This window comes from Candidatus Phycosocius bacilliformis (assembly GCF_003112735.1).
GTDB classification, from domain to species: Bacteria; Pseudomonadota; Alphaproteobacteria; order Caulobacterales; family Aquidulcibacteraceae; genus Aquidulcibacter; species Aquidulcibacter bacilliformis.
Window position 1 is genome coordinate 26,403 of the sequence record NZ_BFBR01000004.1, and the last position, 17,694, is coordinate 44,096.

The 17,694-nt window shown below is 57.7% G+C and carries 15 protein-coding genes; 8 read left to right on the plus strand and 7 right to left on the minus strand.

What is annotated here, in order from left to right; genetic code table 11:
* Positions 1-111: 111 nt before the first annotated feature.
* Positions 112-1,032: a LysR family transcriptional regulator gene (locus PbB2_RS07325; protein WP_108984672.1), complete on the plus strand. Its 921-nt coding sequence runs from the start codon at positions 112-114 to the stop codon at positions 1,030-1,032.
* Positions 1,033-1,186: 154 nt separating this feature from the next.
* Here the strand turns inward: PbB2_RS07325 and PbB2_RS07330 are convergent, their stop codons facing one another.
* The gene (locus PbB2_RS07330; RefSeq protein ID WP_108984673.1) at positions 1,187-1,894 is read right to left on the minus strand and encodes a peroxiredoxin-like family protein; all 708 of its coding nucleotides are present in this window, start codon (positions 1,892-1,894) and stop codon (positions 1,187-1,189) included.
* A gap of 240 nt (positions 1,895-2,134) precedes the next feature.
* Between PbB2_RS07330 and PbB2_RS07340 the strand changes: the two genes are divergently transcribed.
* Together PbB2_RS07340 and PbB2_RS07345 are read left to right on the plus strand one after the other, a co-directional pair.
* Positions 2,135-2,644, plus strand: coding sequence for a DUF302 domain-containing protein (locus tag PbB2_RS07340; protein ID WP_192576221.1), 510 nt, complete (start codon positions 2,135-2,137; stop codon positions 2,642-2,644).
* Between the two features lie 17 nt (positions 2,645-2,661).
* Positions 2,662-3,585, plus strand: a complete 924-nt coding sequence (locus PbB2_RS07345; RefSeq protein WP_145959873.1) for a YeeE/YedE thiosulfate transporter family protein — start codon at positions 2,662-2,664, stop codon at positions 3,583-3,585.
* Between the two features lie 78 nt (positions 3,586-3,663).
* Here PbB2_RS07345 and PbB2_RS07350 read toward each other — a convergent pair whose 3' ends face one another.
* Positions 3,664-4,107: a cupin domain-containing protein gene (locus tag PbB2_RS07350; protein ID WP_238164907.1), complete on the minus strand. Its 444-nt coding sequence runs from the start codon at positions 4,105-4,107 to the stop codon at positions 3,664-3,666.
* Between the two features lie 221 nt (positions 4,108-4,328).
* On the opposite strand from PbB2_RS07350, the gene PbB2_RS07355 reads away from it, so the two are divergent.
* From PbB2_RS07355 to PbB2_RS07375, 5 genes are all read left to right on the plus strand, one after another.
* The gene (locus PbB2_RS07355) at positions 4,329-5,153 is read left to right on the plus strand and encodes a 3-hydroxybutyrate dehydrogenase (RefSeq protein WP_108984887.1); all 825 of its coding nucleotides are present in this window, start codon (positions 4,329-4,331) and stop codon (positions 5,151-5,153) included.
* Position 5,154: 1 nt separating this feature from the next.
* On the plus strand, positions 5,155-6,489 hold the full coding sequence (locus PbB2_RS07360) for an NAD(P)/FAD-dependent oxidoreductase (protein ID WP_108984888.1): 1,335 nt from the start codon (positions 5,155-5,157) through the stop codon (positions 6,487-6,489).
* Positions 6,486-7,622 carry a patatin-like phospholipase family protein gene (locus tag PbB2_RS07365; protein WP_108984677.1) on the plus strand — a complete coding sequence of 379 codons (1,137 nt, stop codon included), beginning with the start codon at positions 6,486-6,488 and terminating at the stop codon, positions 7,620-7,622. The genes PbB2_RS07360 and PbB2_RS07365 overlap by 4 nt, the downstream gene beginning before the upstream one ends.
* A gap of 71 nt (positions 7,623-7,693) precedes the next feature.
* A complete protein-coding gene (locus PbB2_RS07370) occupies positions 7,694-8,188 on the plus strand; it encodes a phasin family protein (RefSeq protein ID WP_108984678.1) in 495 nt (164 codons plus the stop codon).
* A gap of 193 nt (positions 8,189-8,381) precedes the next feature.
* Complete coding sequence (locus PbB2_RS07375) at positions 8,382-10,652, plus strand: M28 family peptidase (RefSeq protein WP_192576222.1); 2,271 nt, start codon at positions 8,382-8,384, stop codon at positions 10,650-10,652.
* A gap of 80 nt (positions 10,653-10,732) precedes the next feature.
* Here the strand turns inward: PbB2_RS07375 and PbB2_RS07380 are convergent, their stop codons facing one another.
* The 5 genes from PbB2_RS07380 to PbB2_RS07400 all read right to left on the minus strand — a co-directional run bounded on the left by PbB2_RS07380 (position 10,733) and on the right by PbB2_RS07400 (position 17,629).
* Entirely contained in the window at positions 10,733-11,359 is a 627-nt protein-coding gene (locus tag PbB2_RS07380) for a DUF1013 domain-containing protein (RefSeq protein WP_108984680.1), read from the minus strand.
* A gap of 166 nt (positions 11,360-11,525) precedes the next feature.
* Complete coding sequence (locus tag PbB2_RS07385) at positions 11,526-13,871, minus strand: S8 family peptidase (RefSeq protein WP_108984681.1); 2,346 nt, start codon at positions 13,869-13,871, stop codon at positions 11,526-11,528.
* Between the two features lie 48 nt (positions 13,872-13,919).
* Positions 13,920-15,815, minus strand: a complete 1,896-nt coding sequence (recQ, locus tag PbB2_RS07390) for a DNA helicase RecQ (protein ID WP_320410532.1) — start codon at positions 15,813-15,815, stop codon at positions 13,920-13,922.
* Between the two features lie 95 nt (positions 15,816-15,910).
* Positions 15,911-16,378 carry an EF-hand domain-containing protein gene (locus tag PbB2_RS07395; protein ID WP_108984683.1) on the minus strand — a complete coding sequence of 156 codons (468 nt, stop codon included), beginning with the start codon at positions 16,376-16,378 and terminating at the stop codon, positions 15,911-15,913.
* Between the two features lie 72 nt (positions 16,379-16,450).
* Positions 16,451-17,629, minus strand: a complete 1,179-nt coding sequence (locus PbB2_RS07400; protein WP_108984684.1) for a vWA domain-containing protein — start codon at positions 17,627-17,629, stop codon at positions 16,451-16,453.
* Positions 17,630-17,694: the final 65 nt, after the last annotated feature.

The window sequence follows — 17,694 nt, forward strand, 5'->3', positions numbered from 1 at the left end:
ATCCACGATCAAATGGCTTCAGAAACATGAGCTGGGTTTGGCTTCGTTCACATGCCGATTGTAGCCGGAAGTGCGGCAGAGATACACGAGTGACAGAAGCGGGGGACAAGCATGGAAATGCAGCAGGTTCGGTATTTTATCTCTGTTGCCAAATGGCTGAATTTCACGCGGGCGGCAGAAGAATGCCATGTGACCCAGCCCGCTCTCACGCGAGCCATCAAACTTTTGGAACAGGAATTGGGCGGCGACCTCATTCGGCGCGAGGGCCGTCATACCCATCTAACCGAACTGGGCAACAAGATGTTACCCATATTGTGCCAGTGCCATGAAGCGGCGTTGGCCGCCAAATCATTGGCATCGCAAGTGCGCAGTGGCGAATTGTCCACATTGTCAGTTGCTGTGTCGCACAGCGTCGATCTCACGCTTTTCATTGATGCCCTTCGTGAATTGCGCGCGGCCTTTCCAGGCATCCAGATCAAATTGAAACGCGGTCCGGCCGGCGATATTGGCGAACTCTTGAAGTCTGGCAAGGCGGATGTGGCGATTTGCGGGCCGCTGTCGCTGGCATGGGATAGGCTCGAAATCTGGCCGTTGTTCAACGAGCCGTTCGAAGTGATTGTCGGGTCCAACCATGCTTTGGCCGACAGCAGCCCGTCGCAGCTGGCGCTCGACGCACTGACCAACACGCAATTCACAGTGATGAGTGGGCTCGACTTGACCCTACAAGAGCGCGACAATCTGCGGGCTCTCGGCATAGATCTGGCGAGCGCCCATGAAGTCGCCTCCATTGACGACATGAAGTCGCTGCTCACGGCGGGACTGGGTCTGGCTTTAGCCCCTGCCCATATACTGCGTGAACCCACCATGCAGCATGTCAGCATTCCGTCGCTGCAGCTTACCCAAGCCGTGGCCGTATGTGTCGTCTCAGGCCGCCATCGCAACCCCGAAGCCAACGCCCTGTTAAATCTGTTGCGCATGAAGGACTGGCAGTCAGAAGAAAACCCTGTCGAGGCGGATCGGCTTCCTGCCTGAGATGACTTGGCACACTGAAAAAAGATGGCACCCAAGCAACGCGTGCGAGTTTCCTCTCGAACCAATCTGCACCTCTAGAATCCTGACACGGGATCACTTTTGTGGAATCTTCGGTCCCACTAAGGCCCATCAATCCCCTTGGGAACCAGGGCGCTTAAGAAGTGGCCAGCGCTTGACGTGCGAAGGCCTTCAAATCGGCATATTCAAGTCTGCGACGATAGTCTGGATCAATATGACGTGCCTTGATCAATCCGTCTTGGCCGACGACAAAGACCGACGGGATTGGCAGTACCCAGCCCTCCTGCCCTTGGTATCTGGGAATATCAATGTCAGCAGCTTGGATCAGGGCGGCCATGTCATCATCAACCCAAATCGCCAAATTGAGCGAGAGAGCATACCCATTGCCCATATCGGTCAAGAAGGGGAAGCCTGCCTTGGCTTCAGCCTTCAAACGCCGACTGTAGGCCTGCACTTCGGCGGAAACGGCCACGATCTGCACCGGCTTGATATCGGCTTCCAATGCCGCCAAACCGATCATATTGGTCCGGCAATAGGGACACCAATGTCCGCGGTGGAACGCAACCACTACGGGCGCAGTCTCGAGCAGCCTCTCCAAACTAACAAGTCGGCCCTGATCATCTGGCAACAGAAAGCCAGGCATGGGGTCGCCAACAGCCGGGGCCTTGTCACCGGCATGCGCATTGGTAAGCCGGTCGACAAAGGCATCGACTGCATCGCTGAAATGAGGGTTCATCAACCGAATTTGATCGGCAATATAAGTCAATTGCCGCGCCAGAGAGCCTTCAAGCGAACACGCAGTCTTTACAAGTTGCCCCATAACCGCGCTTGTCGACTGATCCATGGTGGCACTCCTTCTTATTCTCGCCCCTCAGGGTTTCGTGTGCCTTTCATGCCGGTAAAGGCAAACCCGCGCAAACCATCACAGGTTAGGACCAAACCAAAATGCCCTGAGGTTATAATTTTCATGCCTGAAATCAACTTCAGCCTGAGCAGACACCATGTCAATGCTTGGTCTTGGGCCCGGCTCCAGCCGGGCCAGTAAACGTCCACCCGGGCGTCCATCCTGATGCAGGAATCCATCATGAAAAACATGCTTTTCACACTTTGCCTTGCCCTCTCTTGCGCTCCTCTGGCTACTGGCGCGGCCACAGTGCCCGACCCGACCGTGACCGGGCAAACCCTACTTTCCCCGACGGCCCCTGCTGCTGGCATTGTCCGGGTCAAAAGCCGGTACGGCATGGAAGAAACCGTTCGCCGCCTGCGGGCTGACATTGCCGCCAAAGGCATTCAGTTCTTTGCAGAGATTGATCAGTCCCAATTGGGTGCTGGTGCCAATATTGCCATTCGTCCGTCGCGGCTGATCCTGTTTGGCAATCCACCACTTGGTGTTCAATTCTTGAGTTCAAACCCGTATTCGGGGCTAGATTGGCCGGTGCGCATGCTCATTCTGGAAGAAGCAGACGGCAGTATCAGTGTGGCCTGGACCGATTTTGCCTTTATCGCTGAGCGCTATCACATCACTGATCGTGGCCCCCAATTCGCCATGGCCAGTGCGGTAGCCGCATCAATCGCTTCATCGACAACCCAGTGACAGTCGACATTCTCAGCGTGACCTTCGCGGTCGCAATTCTGTGTGCCGCGTTGATGGGATTTGCCATTCAGCGCGGCGCAACATGCGCTGTCGCCGCGGTGGGCGAAATCGTCCAGACCGGAAAAGCCAGCAAGCTGATTGCGCTGGTCGAAGCGGCCCTTTGGGTAAGCAGCGGTGTTATATTGGCACAAGGCTTGGGACGGGTAACCCATTTGCCTTTGGGCTATGACGTAACGATCCACACTTTGGTCGGAGGGGCCATTTTGGGATTGGGTGCCTTTGTAAACCGAGCATGTGTGTTTGGCGCGATTGCCAAACTTGGCTCAGGAAATTGGGCCTATGTCTTAACACCGGTGGGCTATTTTATGGGTGCCGCCAGCTTTCCCCAAGACCTGCGCATGGGGCCACCGACGCGAGGCGCGATCCTGGACCATCATCCTCAACTCACAAGATGGATCATGTTGGTGGCCGGGCTATACCTTGCCGGGCGGCTTGTGACCCATGTCATCAAATCCGTCCGGTTCCGTCGTCCCGCAGAAGCAGTTTGGAGCCCCCATCAAGCGACCTTGGTGATCGGCATGACCTTCACCATTTTGTTCGTGCTGGTTGGTTCGTGGAGCTATACCGAGTTCCTTGAACAAGCCGCCATCGCAATGGCTAAGGGCTTTGGGTGGAAGGGCCTTTTGTTCGGGGCACTGCTGGCCGGAGCCATAATCGGGGGCGCACGTTCGGGTCGCCTGTCCCTGCAAATGCCGGCCCCCATCTGGCTGGTGCGATGTTTCTTAGGCGGAGTCATGATGGGATGGGGCAGCTTGCTTATCCCAGGCAGCAATGATGGGCTGATCCTGGTTGGTATGCCGTTTCTCCTACCCCATGCTTGGGTGGCAATGGCAGCCATGTGCGCCACGATTTGGCTTTGTTTCACCGTGACCCGGCGATAGGCCAGCTTTGTTTTGGCCGATAAGACGTTTGCCCGCCGGTGCCATCGGTTATCCCCACGGCCCCGGCAGGCAAGAAGCTCATTTGGCGTCGTTGTGCACGTCTGATGAATACAAAATCGCTACGGTGCGGCCCGTGTTTTTCCACCAATGGCTGACGGTCTTTTCTTCGGGGATTGTCTCACCCGCGCGATGCACGATCGGAACTGTGCAGGTGGAAGAATATTCTGTGACTTCGCCACTGGCCACCATAATCACGGCTGGGCGGTCAGCATGGCTATGAAGCGGCACCACCCCACCAGGCTGAATGACCAGCCGCCGCAGACGAAGACTGCGATTGGGCACATTGATGTAAGGCCCCAGATCAACAGCTCCAATGACCGTGTCGGTTACGGCGCTGGGCATCGTGGCGGCATTGGCCAGCGGATTTTCGCCAGCCTTGCCAGCGGGGCATGTCCCCGCAAAGGCTGGCGCACCTGCTGCCACACAGGCGATGGCGGCCATGGCAATGATTGTCTTGGTCATTCTCAACTCCTCCCGATCGCGATCGGACTAGCAATTTAAGCAAACGCGTCGCTGGCGTTAGCGTGAAGGTCTAAGAGCACCAGCTTGAGCGTCGGCCTGTCCGCACTACAAAGCCAGGGTGCTGGCCTCCATTTCAATTTCGGCATGATTTCAATGCCTAATCGGCATTTTTGTTACCCAGTATGACGCGCCATGCTGTGGCCCTCACCGGTGAGGAAACCATGCACACACCCCCAATCCCCGCGCCATCACCAAAGACGCTGCCTTTAGAAGACCGTGTCGCCATCATTACCGGCTCGACCAGCGGAATTGGCTTAGGCATTGCCCGTTGTTTGGCTCAAGCCGGGGCCGATATTGTGCTCAATGGGCTGGGCGCAAAGGATGAGATTGAGGCCACGCGCGACGAGTTAGCGACCCATACGGGTCGGCGTGTCAGCTATCATGGTGCCAATTTGCTTGACGGTGTGGAAGCGGCCGCCCTCGTTACCGATACCCTGGCAACTTTCGGAAAAGTCGACATTCTGGTGAATAATGCTGGGGTGCAGTTCGTGAGCCCGATTGAGACGTTTCCAGAGGATAAATGGCTGACAATTCAAGATCTTAATCTCTCCGCAAGCTTTTACACCATCCGCCCAGCCTTTGCTGCGATGAAGGGGGCTGGGTGGGGACGCATCATCAATTTGGCCAGTGTGCACGGATTGATCGCATCACCGTTCAAAAGTGCTTATGTCGCCGCCAAGCATGGCCTGATCGGCCTGACCAAAACAATTGCCCTCGAAGGGGCACAGCATGGCGTAACCTGCAATGCCATTTGCCCGGGCTATGTCTGGACCCCCTTGGTGGAAGGTCAAATCGCCGACACCGCCAAAGCCCGTGGCATCAGTCGAGAAGAGGTGGTGGAAAATGTGCTACTGGCGGCCCAACCCAGCAAGCGCTTTGTCACCGTAGAGGAATTGGGTGCCCTTGCAGCCTTTCTCTGCACCGAGGGCGCGCGCTCCATTACCGGTAGCGCCATCCCGGTCGATGGTGGCTGGACCGGTCAATGACATGACGGCCAGAAAGCATATCGTTGTGATTGGGGCAGGCTTTGGCGGGCTTGCGGTCGCCAAGGGTCTGGGCAGACGCGGGGTCGATGTGACCCTAATCGACAGGCAGAACCACCATTTGTTTCAACCGCTGCTCTATCAGGTGGCTACCGCCGGCTTATCGCCAGCCGATATCGCAGCCCCTATTCGTGCCATCGTTCGTCATTTGCCCAATATCAGGGTCATGCTTGATCGTGTGGTCGGCATTGATCGCCAAGCCAAACAGGTGTGGCTGCAGTCAGGTGACATTGTAGAATACGACATGCTGGTTGTGGCCACAGGAGCACGGCATAGCTATTTCGGCCATGATGACTGGGCGGCCCTGGCCCCGGGGCTGAAGACAATTGATGATGCGACAGCGCTTCGCCGTAAGGTCCTGCTCTCGCTCGAACGTGCCGAAGTCGCGTCTGACCCAGACCAGCGCAAGGCCCTGCTCACCTATATTGTGGTCGGAGGCGGCCCAACTGGGGTTGAAATGGCCGGGGCGATTGCCGAGCTGGCGCGCTGCGGCGTACGGCGAGACTTCCGCTCAATCACACCTCATTGTTCGCGCGTCATTCTGATTGAGGCCGGCCCGCGTCTGCTCCAAAGCTTTCCAGACGCTCTTTCTGCTTCGGCAAAGGCGGCGCTCGAACAATTGGGCGTCGAGGTGCAACTCGCAACCCAGGTTGAGGCGATCCACCGAACGGGCGTCAAAACCAGCCAGAGTTTCATTCAAGCTTCAACCATCGTTTGGGCGGCTGGGGTTCAAGCCTCTGACGCTGCACGCTGGCTGCAGGTCACACCAGACCGGGCCGGGCGCGTTCCAGTCGGTCCGGACTTGCGTCTTCGGGATGATCCCGCAATCTTTGTGATCGGCGATACAGCCTGCTGCCCCGATGAGACAGGCCGACCTTTGCCGGGCGTTGCCCCTGTTGCCAAACAACAAGGAGCTTATGTGGCGCGCACCATCCTAGCGGGTTTGACCCCATCGGGGTCAGTTACGCCTAAACCCTTTGTCTATCGCAATTTTGGTAATCTCGCCACCATAGGCCGCCATCGCGCTGTTGCGGATTTCGGCCGATTCCGACTGTCCGGCCATCTGGCGTGGTTTGTGTGGTGTGTCGTCCACATTTGGTTTCTCACCGGACATCGTAACCGGATCATGGTCGGTGCGAATTGGCTTTGGAGCTATCTCACCTTTGCTCGTTCTGCCCGTCTGATCACAGGCGATCCCGGAGGCGAGACTATGTCTCCCCAGCCCAAAAGCGAGTCACCACCTTGGCAGGTCGTTTCCACCCTTAGGAAGTCAACATGAAGACCACATTGACGCACGAGATCAAAGACCTTGGACAGATCGTCCTCGTATTCCAAGGCGGCGGCGCTCTTGGAGCCTATCAAGTGGGTGTCTACCAAGCCTTGCAAGAGGCAGGCATCCAACCCGATTGGGTGATTGGTACCTCGATCGGTGCCATCAATGCGGCCCTCATTGCTGGTAATGCGCCTGAAGAACGCCTCGACAAGCTGACTGAATTCTGGACACGGGTCGAGCACGGCAAGGTCTTCGAAGGTCCATTCGGGCATTTGTTGAGCCCAATGCGCACGATGAGTGCGATCATGACAGGCATCCCCTCCTTCTTTGCCCCGAATCCGATGGCCTTCATGGGTCAGAAAGTGCCACTTGGCGCGGAATCAGCCGGCTATTATTCGGTTGAGCCTCTGCGCCGGACTTTGAGTGACTTGGTTGATTTTGACCGCATTCAATCAGGGCAAATGAGGTTGACGATCGGGGCTGCCAATGTCCGAACCAGCGAGATGGTCTATTTCGACTCCCAGAACACAGAGATCGACGTCCGACACATTCTGGCGTCCGGCGCATTGCCGCCCGCTTTCCCCGCTGTGCGCATTGATGGGGAGCTTTATTGGGACGGCGGGATTGTGTCTAACACCCCGGTGGAAGCCGTATTCGACGATCATCCGCGCAAGAATGCTTTGGTCTTTGCGGTCCATCTTTGGAATCCACATGGCACGGAACCGAAGTCGATCTGGGAAGTCGCCAACCGGCAGAAGGATATTCAATATTCCAGCCGCGCCCACTCCCACATCAAGCGCCAGCGCCAACTCCATCGCTTGCGCCATGTTGTCCAGCAGTTATCGACGCTGGTTCCTGATGGTGCCACGACGGAAGAAAACCTCGCGCTTTTAAGAAGCTATGGGTGCGAGACCAAGATCCATGTTGTCCGCCTCCTAGCGCCGCAACTGGATCATGAAGATCATACTAAGGATATAGACTTCAGCCCCAAAGGCATCCGCGAACGCTGGGAAGCAGGCTTCGCCCACACTGTTGAGATGCTGGCGCAGGCACCGTGGCGGGCTCCATCCGATCCGCTTGAAGGCTTTGTGTTGCATGAGGCGATGGGCGGTCAGATCCTTGATGTTCCCCCAGCATGAGGTGCATGCACCACCTCTTTTAAACGCCAGCGCGACCCCATGTGGGGTCACTCCAAAGAAGGACTACATTCATGACAGACAAGACCAAAAAGTCAGCTCATAGCTTCGGCGATGCTACCACCACTTTGGGCACCACCATGACGGCACAAACCGACCAGATGATCGCGCTGACCAAAGCCAATCTTGAAAAAATGGCCGGTCATTCGAGGGTTGCCATGGAGCGCACGATGAAGACAGTCGACACTTTGAGCGACGTCACCAAGGGCAATCTGGAGGCGATTTTGGAATCCTCCCAAATCGCGTCGACCGCCTTTCAGAGCCTGACACAAGAAAGCGCAGAATATTCCAAACAAAGCCTGCAGCGGGCAGCCGCGGCAACTCAAGCCATGATGCAGGTACAATCAGTGACCGAGTTCCTGATGGTGCAGCGTGAGTATGCGATGACTGAGCTTGCCATCGGAATGGCAGAAATAGCCAAAGTTTCCCAAGCCATGTTCACCAACATGACGGCCATTTATGAACCCTTGCTCAAGCGGGCATCCTCGGCCATGGCGAGCAAGGACTAAGGCAAGGTTGGTTAATGCTGCGGCGCCGGATCAAGTGACCATATTGAATCAAGAGCAAAATATCTGACCATTTGGTTCGGCTTAGGCCCGATTTGCTCTCGGTTGCCCTTTAGATGGCTGACGTGGTCAAGGCATGTCCCGGCCCAACGTCGATAATGCTTCACAAGCTCACACAAGCGTGATTGAGTGGGCCATGACATCTGCATCGCCAACCAAGGTCATCGGCTATTTTTCAGGTCGGTTTGCCTTCCTGCTTATGCTGGTCGGCCTTATGCTGGCCTTTTGCTTTAAAGGGCTGGTGACCGCCCCGCCAACACTTGCTGAGACCCAGGCCGCAACGGGCTTTGACACCCAACGCGCCATTGGACGACTTGCCCGGATCCTTGGTGACGAGCGACCCCACCCGGTCGATTCACGTGCCAATGATCTGGTTCGTGAGCGCCTGATGCAGGAGATCCGTGCCATGGGCTATCGCCCTGAGGTGCGCGATGACTTTTCGTGTCGTGGAAATCTCAATTGGGGTGGCATGAGCTGCGCGCGCGTGCGCAATGTGGTGTTCCGCACCGGTCCCGTGGGTGGGAATGGGGTGCTTGTGGCAGCCCATTATGATTCAGTCCCTGCCGGGCCTGGTGCCAGCGATGACGGGGCGGGTGTGGCCGCAGCATTAGAGATTGCAGCCTTATTGCGCGGCCGAACCTTATCCAAGCCGGTCATCTTCTTGTTGAGCGATGGTGAAGAGGCTGGGCTATTGGGAGCAAAGTCCTTTGTACGAACGGACCCTTGGGCGCAAGACGTAAGCTTTGCGGTGAATATGGAAGCGCGCGGCACCGGCGGCCCGGCAATCATGTTCCAGACCAGTTCCCCCAATGGCCGCGACATTGCGGCCTTGACCCACGGCCGGGTTCGAACGGTCGCCAATTCCATGGCCGCCGACATTTATCGGCTCCTGCCCAATGACACGGATGCGACTGAGTTTCTGGGCAAGGGTTATGACGGGGTGAATTTCGCCTTTATTGAGCCCTTAGCGCGCTATCATACGCCCCTTGATTCCCTCGCCTATCTTGAGGCTGCAAGCGTAGGCCATATGGGCGCGGCTGCCCTTGCGGCCGTGGAGGGGCATTTGTTGGCCGCCCCATCGGTGGGTTCAGCCGAGTCCACGGTCATTTATTCAGACGTCCTCGGTCAGTTTGTCCTGGTGCTCCCGTTGTGGGCGGGATATGGCTTGTTGGGGTTGGGATTGTTGGGGGGGCTGTGGGCCTATACACGTCTGGGGCCAAGCGGAGTGATCCGCGCCGGCCTTGTCCCGCCTGTGGCCATGATGGTGGCCGGGGTCGGCGGCTTTGCCAGCCTGTGGCTGATTGATCTGGTCCGACCTGAGAGCCAATGGTGGTTTGCCAATCCTTTGGCTGGCCGCACCGTCATTTACGCGACCGCACTTTTGGGCGCTTTGGCAGGGCTTTGGTTGGGCCGGGGGGTTAAGCCAGGCCGCATGCTGGCGAGCATTTGGATCTGGTTGAGTGGGCTTTTTCTGGGGCTTGCTATCCTTTCACCTGGAGCCATGATCCTGGTTGCACCAGCTGCAGGTCTTGCTGGACTGGGCCTTATCTGGATCGGCCTGCGCCCAACACAGGATGTGTTGGTGACATGGTTTGGCCTTGCCGCAGCCTTAATCCTATTGGTGCTGACCCTTCCCGCGCTCGACTTTGCCGAAGCAGGCCTTGGACTTGCGTTGGGATGGGGCTTTGGCATCCTCAGCGCCCTTTTGATGCTGTGTGCTTTGGTCCCTGTCTGGGTCAGCCAGAAGGGGCAGGCTGGTACGGGCCTAGCAACCCTGATTGTGATCGTCTTTGCCGGTGTGGCAAGCGGGCTGGCACCCGCCTATTCCCCACAGATCCCGCGCCCGCTCAATATCCAGCATTGGCATGGCGGACCCGCACCTGCGTGGGTTCTGGGGCCGGGTAATGATCCTGCGCCGGCCAGTATGCAGGCAGTCGCCCCGTTTAGACGCGGTCCAATCGCTCATGCCGATGGTGAACGTGTGAACGCGCCAGCCCCTGCGGCCAGCGAACGCCCAGAGCCTGCACGCATCGACATTATGTCCGCCGCCAATACCGCCAAGGGCCGCCGACTTGTCTTGCGCGTGACAGCACCTGGAGCCGATGAAGTGGTGCTTTTTATACCCAAGGAGGCCCAGGTCAGCCGTGTGGATGGGCAGAATGACGGCAGCGACCAAGGGCTCGCGCCGTCTAAGCCGATGGACCTTGCCTTACGCTGTGTTGGCAGGGCCTGCGCACAATGGAATATTGTCGTTGATGTGGGCCCAATTCCGGCAGTCTGGACCAGCCGGACCTTGATGCGGCGATTGGGGTCAGAAGCCGATGCACTCTTAAAAGCCAGACCTGCCGCCGCCCAACCCATTCAGGGCGGGGATGTACGCCTCACCAATGAAACACATAGACTTTAGAGAGCCTGCGCAACCGAACAAAAAACCCTGCCGGGACGGGCAGGGTTTGATTGACTATTTAGGAAACTGGGTCGGCGCGATCAATAATCGCGCTCTTCCTCATAATAGCCGGACTGGGCCGCTGGCTGCAGGCTAGGGCCGTCTTCGGGATCAGGTGTGCCGGCCTCGGCAGCCAGTTTGCTGCGCCGTGCTGAGGAAGCCTTCACCAAGGCATCCAGTTCGATCTGGGTGCAAAGGCCGATGGTGACCGGATCGACTGGCTTGATCTGAGCGCTGTTCCAATGGGTGCGGTTGCGCACGCTTTCGATGGTCGACTTGGTGGTGCCGATCAGCTTGCCCATTTGCGCATCAGAAATCTCAGGATGATAGCGCAAGAACCAGGCAATCGCGTCGGGACGATCTTGGCGGCGCGACACAGGCGTATAGCGACCACCGCGCTTCTTGACCGGTGGAAGATCCAACTTGCGGCCTTCCAAGGGCTTGATCTTATAGGTCGGATCAGCTTCCCCACGGGCGATTTCCTCGCGCGAGAGCTGAGAATTAGCAATTGGGTCAAGCCCACGCACACCTGCCGCCACGTCGCCATCGGCGATGCCCTTTACTTCCAGCGGATGCAGGCCACAGAAGGCCGCGATCTGGTCAAAGGTCAGGCCGGTATTGTCGATCAGCCACACGGCCGTGGCTTTGGGCATCAGGATCTGAAACATGATGTCAGGCCTCCAAAAACAAATGCGCCCGGCGCGACGGCCGGGCAAGGGGTCGCGGGCCCTGCATCAGGACCCTATGGTCCCTGACATAACGGCATGACAGCGATTTTGGAAGCCCAACGACTGTTAGTTGACCTTGGTTGAGACGTGGGCTTGCTGGACGACGCTAAAAGCGCGTTGAACCGCGTAAGCGGAACAAAGTCTGGCTATCAGCCGCTGCCACGTGGTTAGGCTCATGCACATGGGTTAATTCAACACCCAACCAGACGGCATCACCGGCTCTCTGGCCGAGCAACCAATCACGACTTGCCGACAGGCGCAGCTCCCGACCCGATGGCGACATAGAAATCGGGCGCTGCGACCAGGTTTGTGCTGCATCCCAGCGCGCATAAGGGTCTGCCAAACGATAGAGAAGACTGCCTGATTCCACTCGCAAAGGCTGCTCCAACCCAAAAGTTAGCCAGCCATTCCCCAAATCATGGCCCAAGCTCAACGTCGCAGCACTGGCATATATTGGGTCTGCGGCTTCAAATAGCCTGTTCTGTGCCAAGTCAGCCAGACGGCTGCCTTGGACACGGGCCGTGAGTCGGGTGGCTTGGTTTGGCGACCAATCAAATTGGATCCCAACAAACCGATTTTCAGCACGGCTCTGATCTACAAAGCCCCCAATTGAGCCAAGTGAATCATCGCTCCAGCGCGATCCAAGGAAGCTGCCACGCTCTGAAACCGCGCCTGCTTCGAGGATGCTGGTAAGGTGCGCGCCCTGAAATGATAGCTGCAACAGGCTGGCCTGCTGACGGGTTTCGCCCAGTCGACGCAGCGGGCCTTGACCACCGCTTGCGGTGAAGGCGTGCAGGCTAAGGGCGTTGTGACTGAAAACGAGACCTTGGGCAGATTGGAACTGCCCAAGGCCAAGCGCACCAAATTGAAATCCACCCCCGGCGCGATCACCGGCAAGACCGAAGGGCTGAACAACACCGGCTTCTCCGGCTTGGCTCAATGAAAGCGAAACATTGCCGCCCAATGGCTGACCTGACAGCGGCATCCATGCGCGCAAGGCAGCGCGTCCCGCTCCGGTGCGATCATCGCGCACACCCCATGCCTCGGACGGGGCAACCGTCGGGGTCAAACCAAAGACTGCTGCGCCGATATGGGCCGCTTGGCTTGGTCCGGTTTCATATAAATTGGCCCCAAACCCCAGATCAGATCGAGGGGACAAGCGATACCCCAATGACACATTAAACGGCCGTTGATACTCATCCAACACGGCCGTCGACAGGCCATCGCGAACAAAGGCATCACCAAATGCCGATCCGGCAACACCATCAAACAAATCCACCCGGACAGCTTGTCCAGCACTATTGCTACTGGTGGTCAGACCGATGGGGGAGAATGCCCGTTCCAGATCCATGATCCCACGGCCAAACACAGCGTCTGTGCCAGGATCGCCCAAATCACGCGCTGAGCGATACAGAATATTGACGGCTTGGGTTCCCGTCAGATTTGGAAATGCTTGGAACAATAGCGCCAAAGCGCCACTGATGTGAGGCGCTGAAAACGACGTGCCTGAAATACGCCAACAGGCCGTGGTATCGCAGTCCGCAATGATGTCGGTACCCGGTGCAACCAAGAAATTATTGCGTGCAGCACCAGCCTTGGCACTAAAAGTGGAAAGAGCTTCGGTGGTATCGGTTGAGCCAGCGGCGATGATCAGGCCACGATAGGCAGGATCATTGGCAAGCAATGCGGGGAATTCGGGATCAACGGTGGAATTATTGCCTGCCGAAGCAACCACGACGATACCGGCATTGGTAGCCCGTTGGATGGCTGCCATAAGGGTTGGGCCGGTCCCGTCCGCTCCGCCGAGTGACAGATTAATGACGCGGGCACCGTCTGCAATCGCGGCATCAACCCCTCGGGCGATATTGGATTCAGGCAGTTTGCAGCCTTTGCCCTCTCCGGTTTCCTCGCAAGTGCCTTCCCTGTCTGCGCGATAGCTGATGATCGTCGATCTAAACGCGACACCAACCGTTCCTTGCCCGTTGAACTCATGGGCAATCACGCCGGCCACACGGGTGCCATGCCGCTCTTCGGCTGCGATGATCTGGTTCGGTCGACCGATCTCCATGTCCCGCGACAAAGGGGAGATGTTATTCTTCAAATCGATCTGATCCCGGTCAATACCGGTATCCACCACACCGACGCGAATACCCGCCCCGGTCGCGCCATATTCCCAGGCCTTTACGGCTTTAATGCCACCCAAGCCCCAGCTCCGGGTGTATTCGCGCGAGGTGGCGGACGGATAATCAACTCCAGCCACCAGTGCAGGCGGCGGCGGTGGGGGCGGAGGAGGAGGTGGTGGTGGCGGAGGTGGCGGAGGAGGAGGTGGTGGTGGCGGCGGAGGCGAGGGCTGAATAATGGTGCCACCACCACCGCCACCACCACCAGCACAAGCCGCCAAAAGCATCGACTGTGTGGCAGCCAGCAGAACAAACAGCACACGCATCTTCATGACCAACACCCTCATTCCCAAACGACTGGGCACAAGTTTAGGCTGTGTCTATTGCGGGAGGGTAAATTCGCTTCTGGCCAACACCTGCAAAATGGCGTGACCATAACGCCGGGCTTTGGCCTCACCGATCCCGGCGATGGCCATCAATTCCGCCAAGCCTGTCGGGCGGTGCAGGGCAACCTGACGCAAAACCGAGTCATGAAATACCACATAGGGTGGTACACCCGCTTGGCGGGCGGTCTCCAGACGCCAAGCCCGCAAAGCCGTGAACAATGTCTGGGTAGGGGTATCGAGGTCTTCGCGCAGCGCGACGCGGGTCTGGGCGCGCCGTCCGCGTCCAGTTTCCCCCGGATCTTCCCGTGTCATCACGGTCATCTCGCCCTTCAGGACCGACCGCGCCAAGTCCGGGCAGGCAATCGCCAGCACTGGGAAGCCATCAAGATTTTGTTCGGCTAGGACCCCATCAAATAACAATTGATCCAGCACGCGCCGCCAACCAGTCTTGCCTAAGCTTTTGCCGATGCCAAACGTCGTTCTCGTGGCAAAGCGGGTCTCAAGCGGCCCATCAGGGGCGGTTCCAGTGAGGTGGGCAATCAGCCGACCACGCCCGAAGCTTTCTTCACAACGGATGACCGCTGACAGAGCCATACGCGCCCATTGACTGGAATCATGGCCCATATCCGGATTGAGGCAAACGTCGCATTGTCCGCAATCTTCAACTTGGGTCTCGCCGAAATAGCGCCTGACCCCGCCACGGCGGCAGGCCAAGCCATCCAAGAATGCGTAGAGCTGATTGAGCTTGGTGCGCTGCACCAGCTTGACCTCGTCTGGGGCGGGCGAGCCTTCGATCCGATCAGCCATGAAACGGCGATCTGAGAAGCCGTAAAACGCAATCCCTTCAGCGGGCAAGCCATCCCGCCCCGCGCGACCAACTTCCTGCCAATAGGCTTCGATGCTTTTGGGTGGATCGGCATGAATAACATAGCGCACATCGGGCTTGTCGATGCCCATGCCAAAGGCAATGGTTGCCACCATCACCACGCCGTCTTCTTCTTGAAACCGGCGCAAGTGCGCATGTTTTTGGTCCGAAGGCATTTGTGCATGAAAAGCCAAAGCATCAAGACCGCGCTCGCGCATGGTGGCGGCGAGTTCCTCGGTTTCTTTGCGCGCGGTCACATAGATGATACCGCACAAGCCTCGGCGCGCCTCAACCAAGTCAAGGATGCGGGCCTGCGTGCGGCCATCCTTGCGCCGCGTCGACAGGATAAGGTTAGGCCGATCAAAGCTGGCGACAAATTCCGGGGCCTGCATGAGATGCAATTGGCGACGAATATCCTCGCGGGTACGGGCATCGGCTGTTGCGGTCACCGCCAGACGTGGCACGCCGGGAAAGGCCTCGTGCAATGCACCGAGACGGCGGTAATCTGGGCGAAAGTCATGCCCCCACTGACTGACGCAATGGGCCTCGTCTACCGCAATCAGCGAGACTGGCATCCGGCCGAGCCGCTCACTGAGAACCCCAGACGCCAACCCTTCAGGCGAGACATAAAGCAGGTCAAGTTTGCCGCTCTGGATCGCGCTGAAAACGGCTTGACGTGCCTCCCAATCCATCGAGGAGTCCAACCGGGCCGCATTGACTCCAGCTGCACGCAAGGCTTCCACCTGGTCGGCCATCAAGGCAATCAGGGGCGATACAACCAGACCGACGCCCGGGCGCAACAAGGCGGGGATCTGGTAGCACATGCTCTTGCCCCCACCTGTGGGCAGGACCGCCAGACCATCGCCCCCAGCAAGGACATGGGCGACAACATCACCTTGCAGGCCGCGAAAATCGCTATGGCCGAAGACCCGCTGCAAAACGGCCCGCGCGTCGGAAAGGTCAGGCGCGGGTGGAGGGAGGATTTCGGCCAGCATCGGCCTGTCTTGGCGCTGTTCGCAGGCCAAGGCTAGAGCGTGGTGTCAAAGCCTAGCTGCCTTTGTTCATCCCCATCCCTGTCCTTAACCCTTGGGGGAAAGGCGGGACACAGCAAAAGGGGGGATTATGGGGTTACGCTGGCTTGACGGGCTTGGCTGAGCCGGGATTGCACCTCGTGTTTGGCGGCCTCAACCTCCGCCGCGCTGGCCTGCGGGTCGATCGGATATTGACCCTCCTCCACCGTACATAGGGCAATTCCTTGGTCATCGAGATTGAAATCACCAATTCGGAATTCTAACCAGCGCATTGCGATATTCCGAGTGTCAATGCCGCCTTTATCGGCGAACATCACAATCTTGCCAGAGGCCTGAAACTCCCCCGGCGTGATTTGCCCATCGTGATTGACATCCTGCATGGCAAACACGTCTGTTCCACACGGGCCCTGCAATTCAGTTGGGGCCAGCCGGCCATCCTTGTCGGCATCCAATCGACTAAAGGCGTCGCGGGCTTCCACCGGCGTCGCGGCTACAGCAACACCGACGCCAAACCCCGCTGCAGCCAAACAGACGGCCAAACACACCCAACGGAACATCGCCCACACCTCTCGCCACAATTGATGGTGGCAAAGTGAGCTGATTTGGCGCAACAGGCAAAGGCCGAGGTCCTAGCGGCCAAGCTCCCGCATTGCCCGATCCAATCCCTGAATTGTCATGGGGAACATGCGGTCGCGGCCGATGACGTCCCGGATCAGATTGACCGATGGGGTATGGTCCCAGTGCCGCTCAGGAACTGGATTAATCCAGATCAGGTGCGGATAGACGTCCGCCACCCGCTTCAACCACGCCGCACCTGGCTCTTCGTTCCAATGCTCAACACTGCCACCGGGATAGGTAATCTCATAGGGGCTCATCGTCGCATCGCCGACAAAGACGACTTTGTAGTCAGCCGGAAATTTGTGCAGTACATCCCACGTCGCCATCTTCTCGCTGTTGCGGCGACGATTATCTTTCCAGACCTCTTCGTAAACACAGTTATGGAAATAGAAATATTCCATGTGCTTGAACTCGGTACGAGCGGCTGAGAACAATTCCTCGCACACTTTGATATGGGCATCCATCGAGCCACCAATATCGAAGAATAACAGCACTTTGACTGTATTGCGCCGCTCGGGTCTTAAAACGACATCAAGATAGCCGTTGCGGGCGGTGGTATCGATGGTGCCTTTCAAATCAAGCTCAGACGGAGCGCCATCGCGCGCCCAGCGACGCAGACGGCGCAGCGCCACCTTGATATTGCGGGTCCCAAGTTCGACTTGATCATCGAGATTCTTATACTCGCGCTTGTCCCACACTTTGACGGCGCGGCCATGCCGGCCTTCCTTTTGACCGATCCGCACGCCTTCAGGATTATAGCCATTGGCCCCAAAGGGTGAGGTCCCGCCGGTGCCAATCCACTTATTGCCGCCTTCATGGCGCTCTTTTTGCTCTTCCAGACGCTTCTGCAGCGTCTCCATCAGCTTTTCCCACCCACCAAGACTTTCAATTTCAGCCTTTTCTTCCTCGGTGAGATATTTCTCTGTCAGCGCACGTAGCCAGTCCTCGGGGATGGCAGCGGCCAAAGCGTCACCAGTCTTCTCCAGGCCTTTGAACACATGACCGAACACACGATCAAACTTGTCGAGATTGCGCTCGTCCTTCACCAGCGCGGCGCGCGACAAATAATAGAAGTCGGTGATATCGCTCTCGATCACCTCTTCATCCATCGCCTCCAACAGCAGAAGATATTCCTTCAGACTAATGGGCACTTTGGCATCGCGAAGTTCGGAGAAGAAGCGCTGGAACATGAGTGTCTAACCTGAGGCATCTGTGATTTGGTGATGACTTTAGAGGACACAGCGACCTTGTCGAG

What these genes read in the sequence shown, in the direction of transcription:
- PbB2_RS07365 (WP_108984677.1), top strand. Translation starts at nt 6,486, where the DNA reads ATGAAGACCACATTGACGCACGAGATCAAAGACCTTGGACAGATCGTC.
- PbB2_RS07330 (WP_108984673.1), bottom strand. Translation starts at nt 1,894, where the DNA reads ATGGATCAGTCGACAAGCGCGGTTATGGGGCAACTTGTAAAGACTGCG.
- PbB2_RS07340 (WP_192576221.1), top strand. Translation starts at nt 2,135, where the DNA reads ATGAAAAACATGCTTTTCACACTTTGCCTTGCCCTCTCTTGCGCTCCT.
- PbB2_RS07400 (WP_108984684.1), bottom strand. Translation starts at nt 17,629, where the DNA reads ATGTTCCAGCGCTTCTTCTCCGAACTTCGCGATGCCAAAGTGCCCATT.
- PbB2_RS07360 (WP_108984888.1), top strand. Translation starts at nt 5,155, where the DNA reads ATGACGGCCAGAAAGCATATCGTTGTGATTGGGGCAGGCTTTGGCGGG.
- PbB2_RS07385 (WP_108984681.1), bottom strand. Translation starts at nt 13,871, where the DNA reads ATGAAGATGCGTGTGCTGTTTGTTCTGCTGGCTGCCACACAGTCGATG.
- PbB2_RS07350 (WP_238164907.1), bottom strand. Translation starts at nt 4,107, where the DNA reads ATGACCAAGACAATCATTGCCATGGCCGCCATCGCCTGTGTGGCAGCA.
- PbB2_RS07380 (WP_108984680.1), bottom strand. Translation starts at nt 11,359, where the DNA reads ATGTTTCAGATCCTGATGCCCAAAGCCACGGCCGTGTGGCTGATCGAC.
- PbB2_RS07355 (WP_108984887.1), top strand. Translation starts at nt 4,329, where the DNA reads ATGCACACACCCCCAATCCCCGCGCCATCACCAAAGACGCTGCCTTTA.
- PbB2_RS07395 (WP_108984683.1), bottom strand. Translation starts at nt 16,378, where the DNA reads ATGTTCCGTTGGGTGTGTTTGGCCGTCTGTTTGGCTGCAGCGGGGTTT.
- PbB2_RS07325 (WP_108984672.1), top strand. Translation starts at nt 112, where the DNA reads ATGGAAATGCAGCAGGTTCGGTATTTTATCTCTGTTGCCAAATGGCTG.
- PbB2_RS07375 (WP_192576222.1), top strand. Translation starts at nt 8,382, where the DNA reads ATGACATCTGCATCGCCAACCAAGGTCATCGGCTATTTTTCAGGTCGG.
- PbB2_RS07370 (WP_108984678.1), top strand. Translation starts at nt 7,694, where the DNA reads ATGACAGACAAGACCAAAAAGTCAGCTCATAGCTTCGGCGATGCTACC.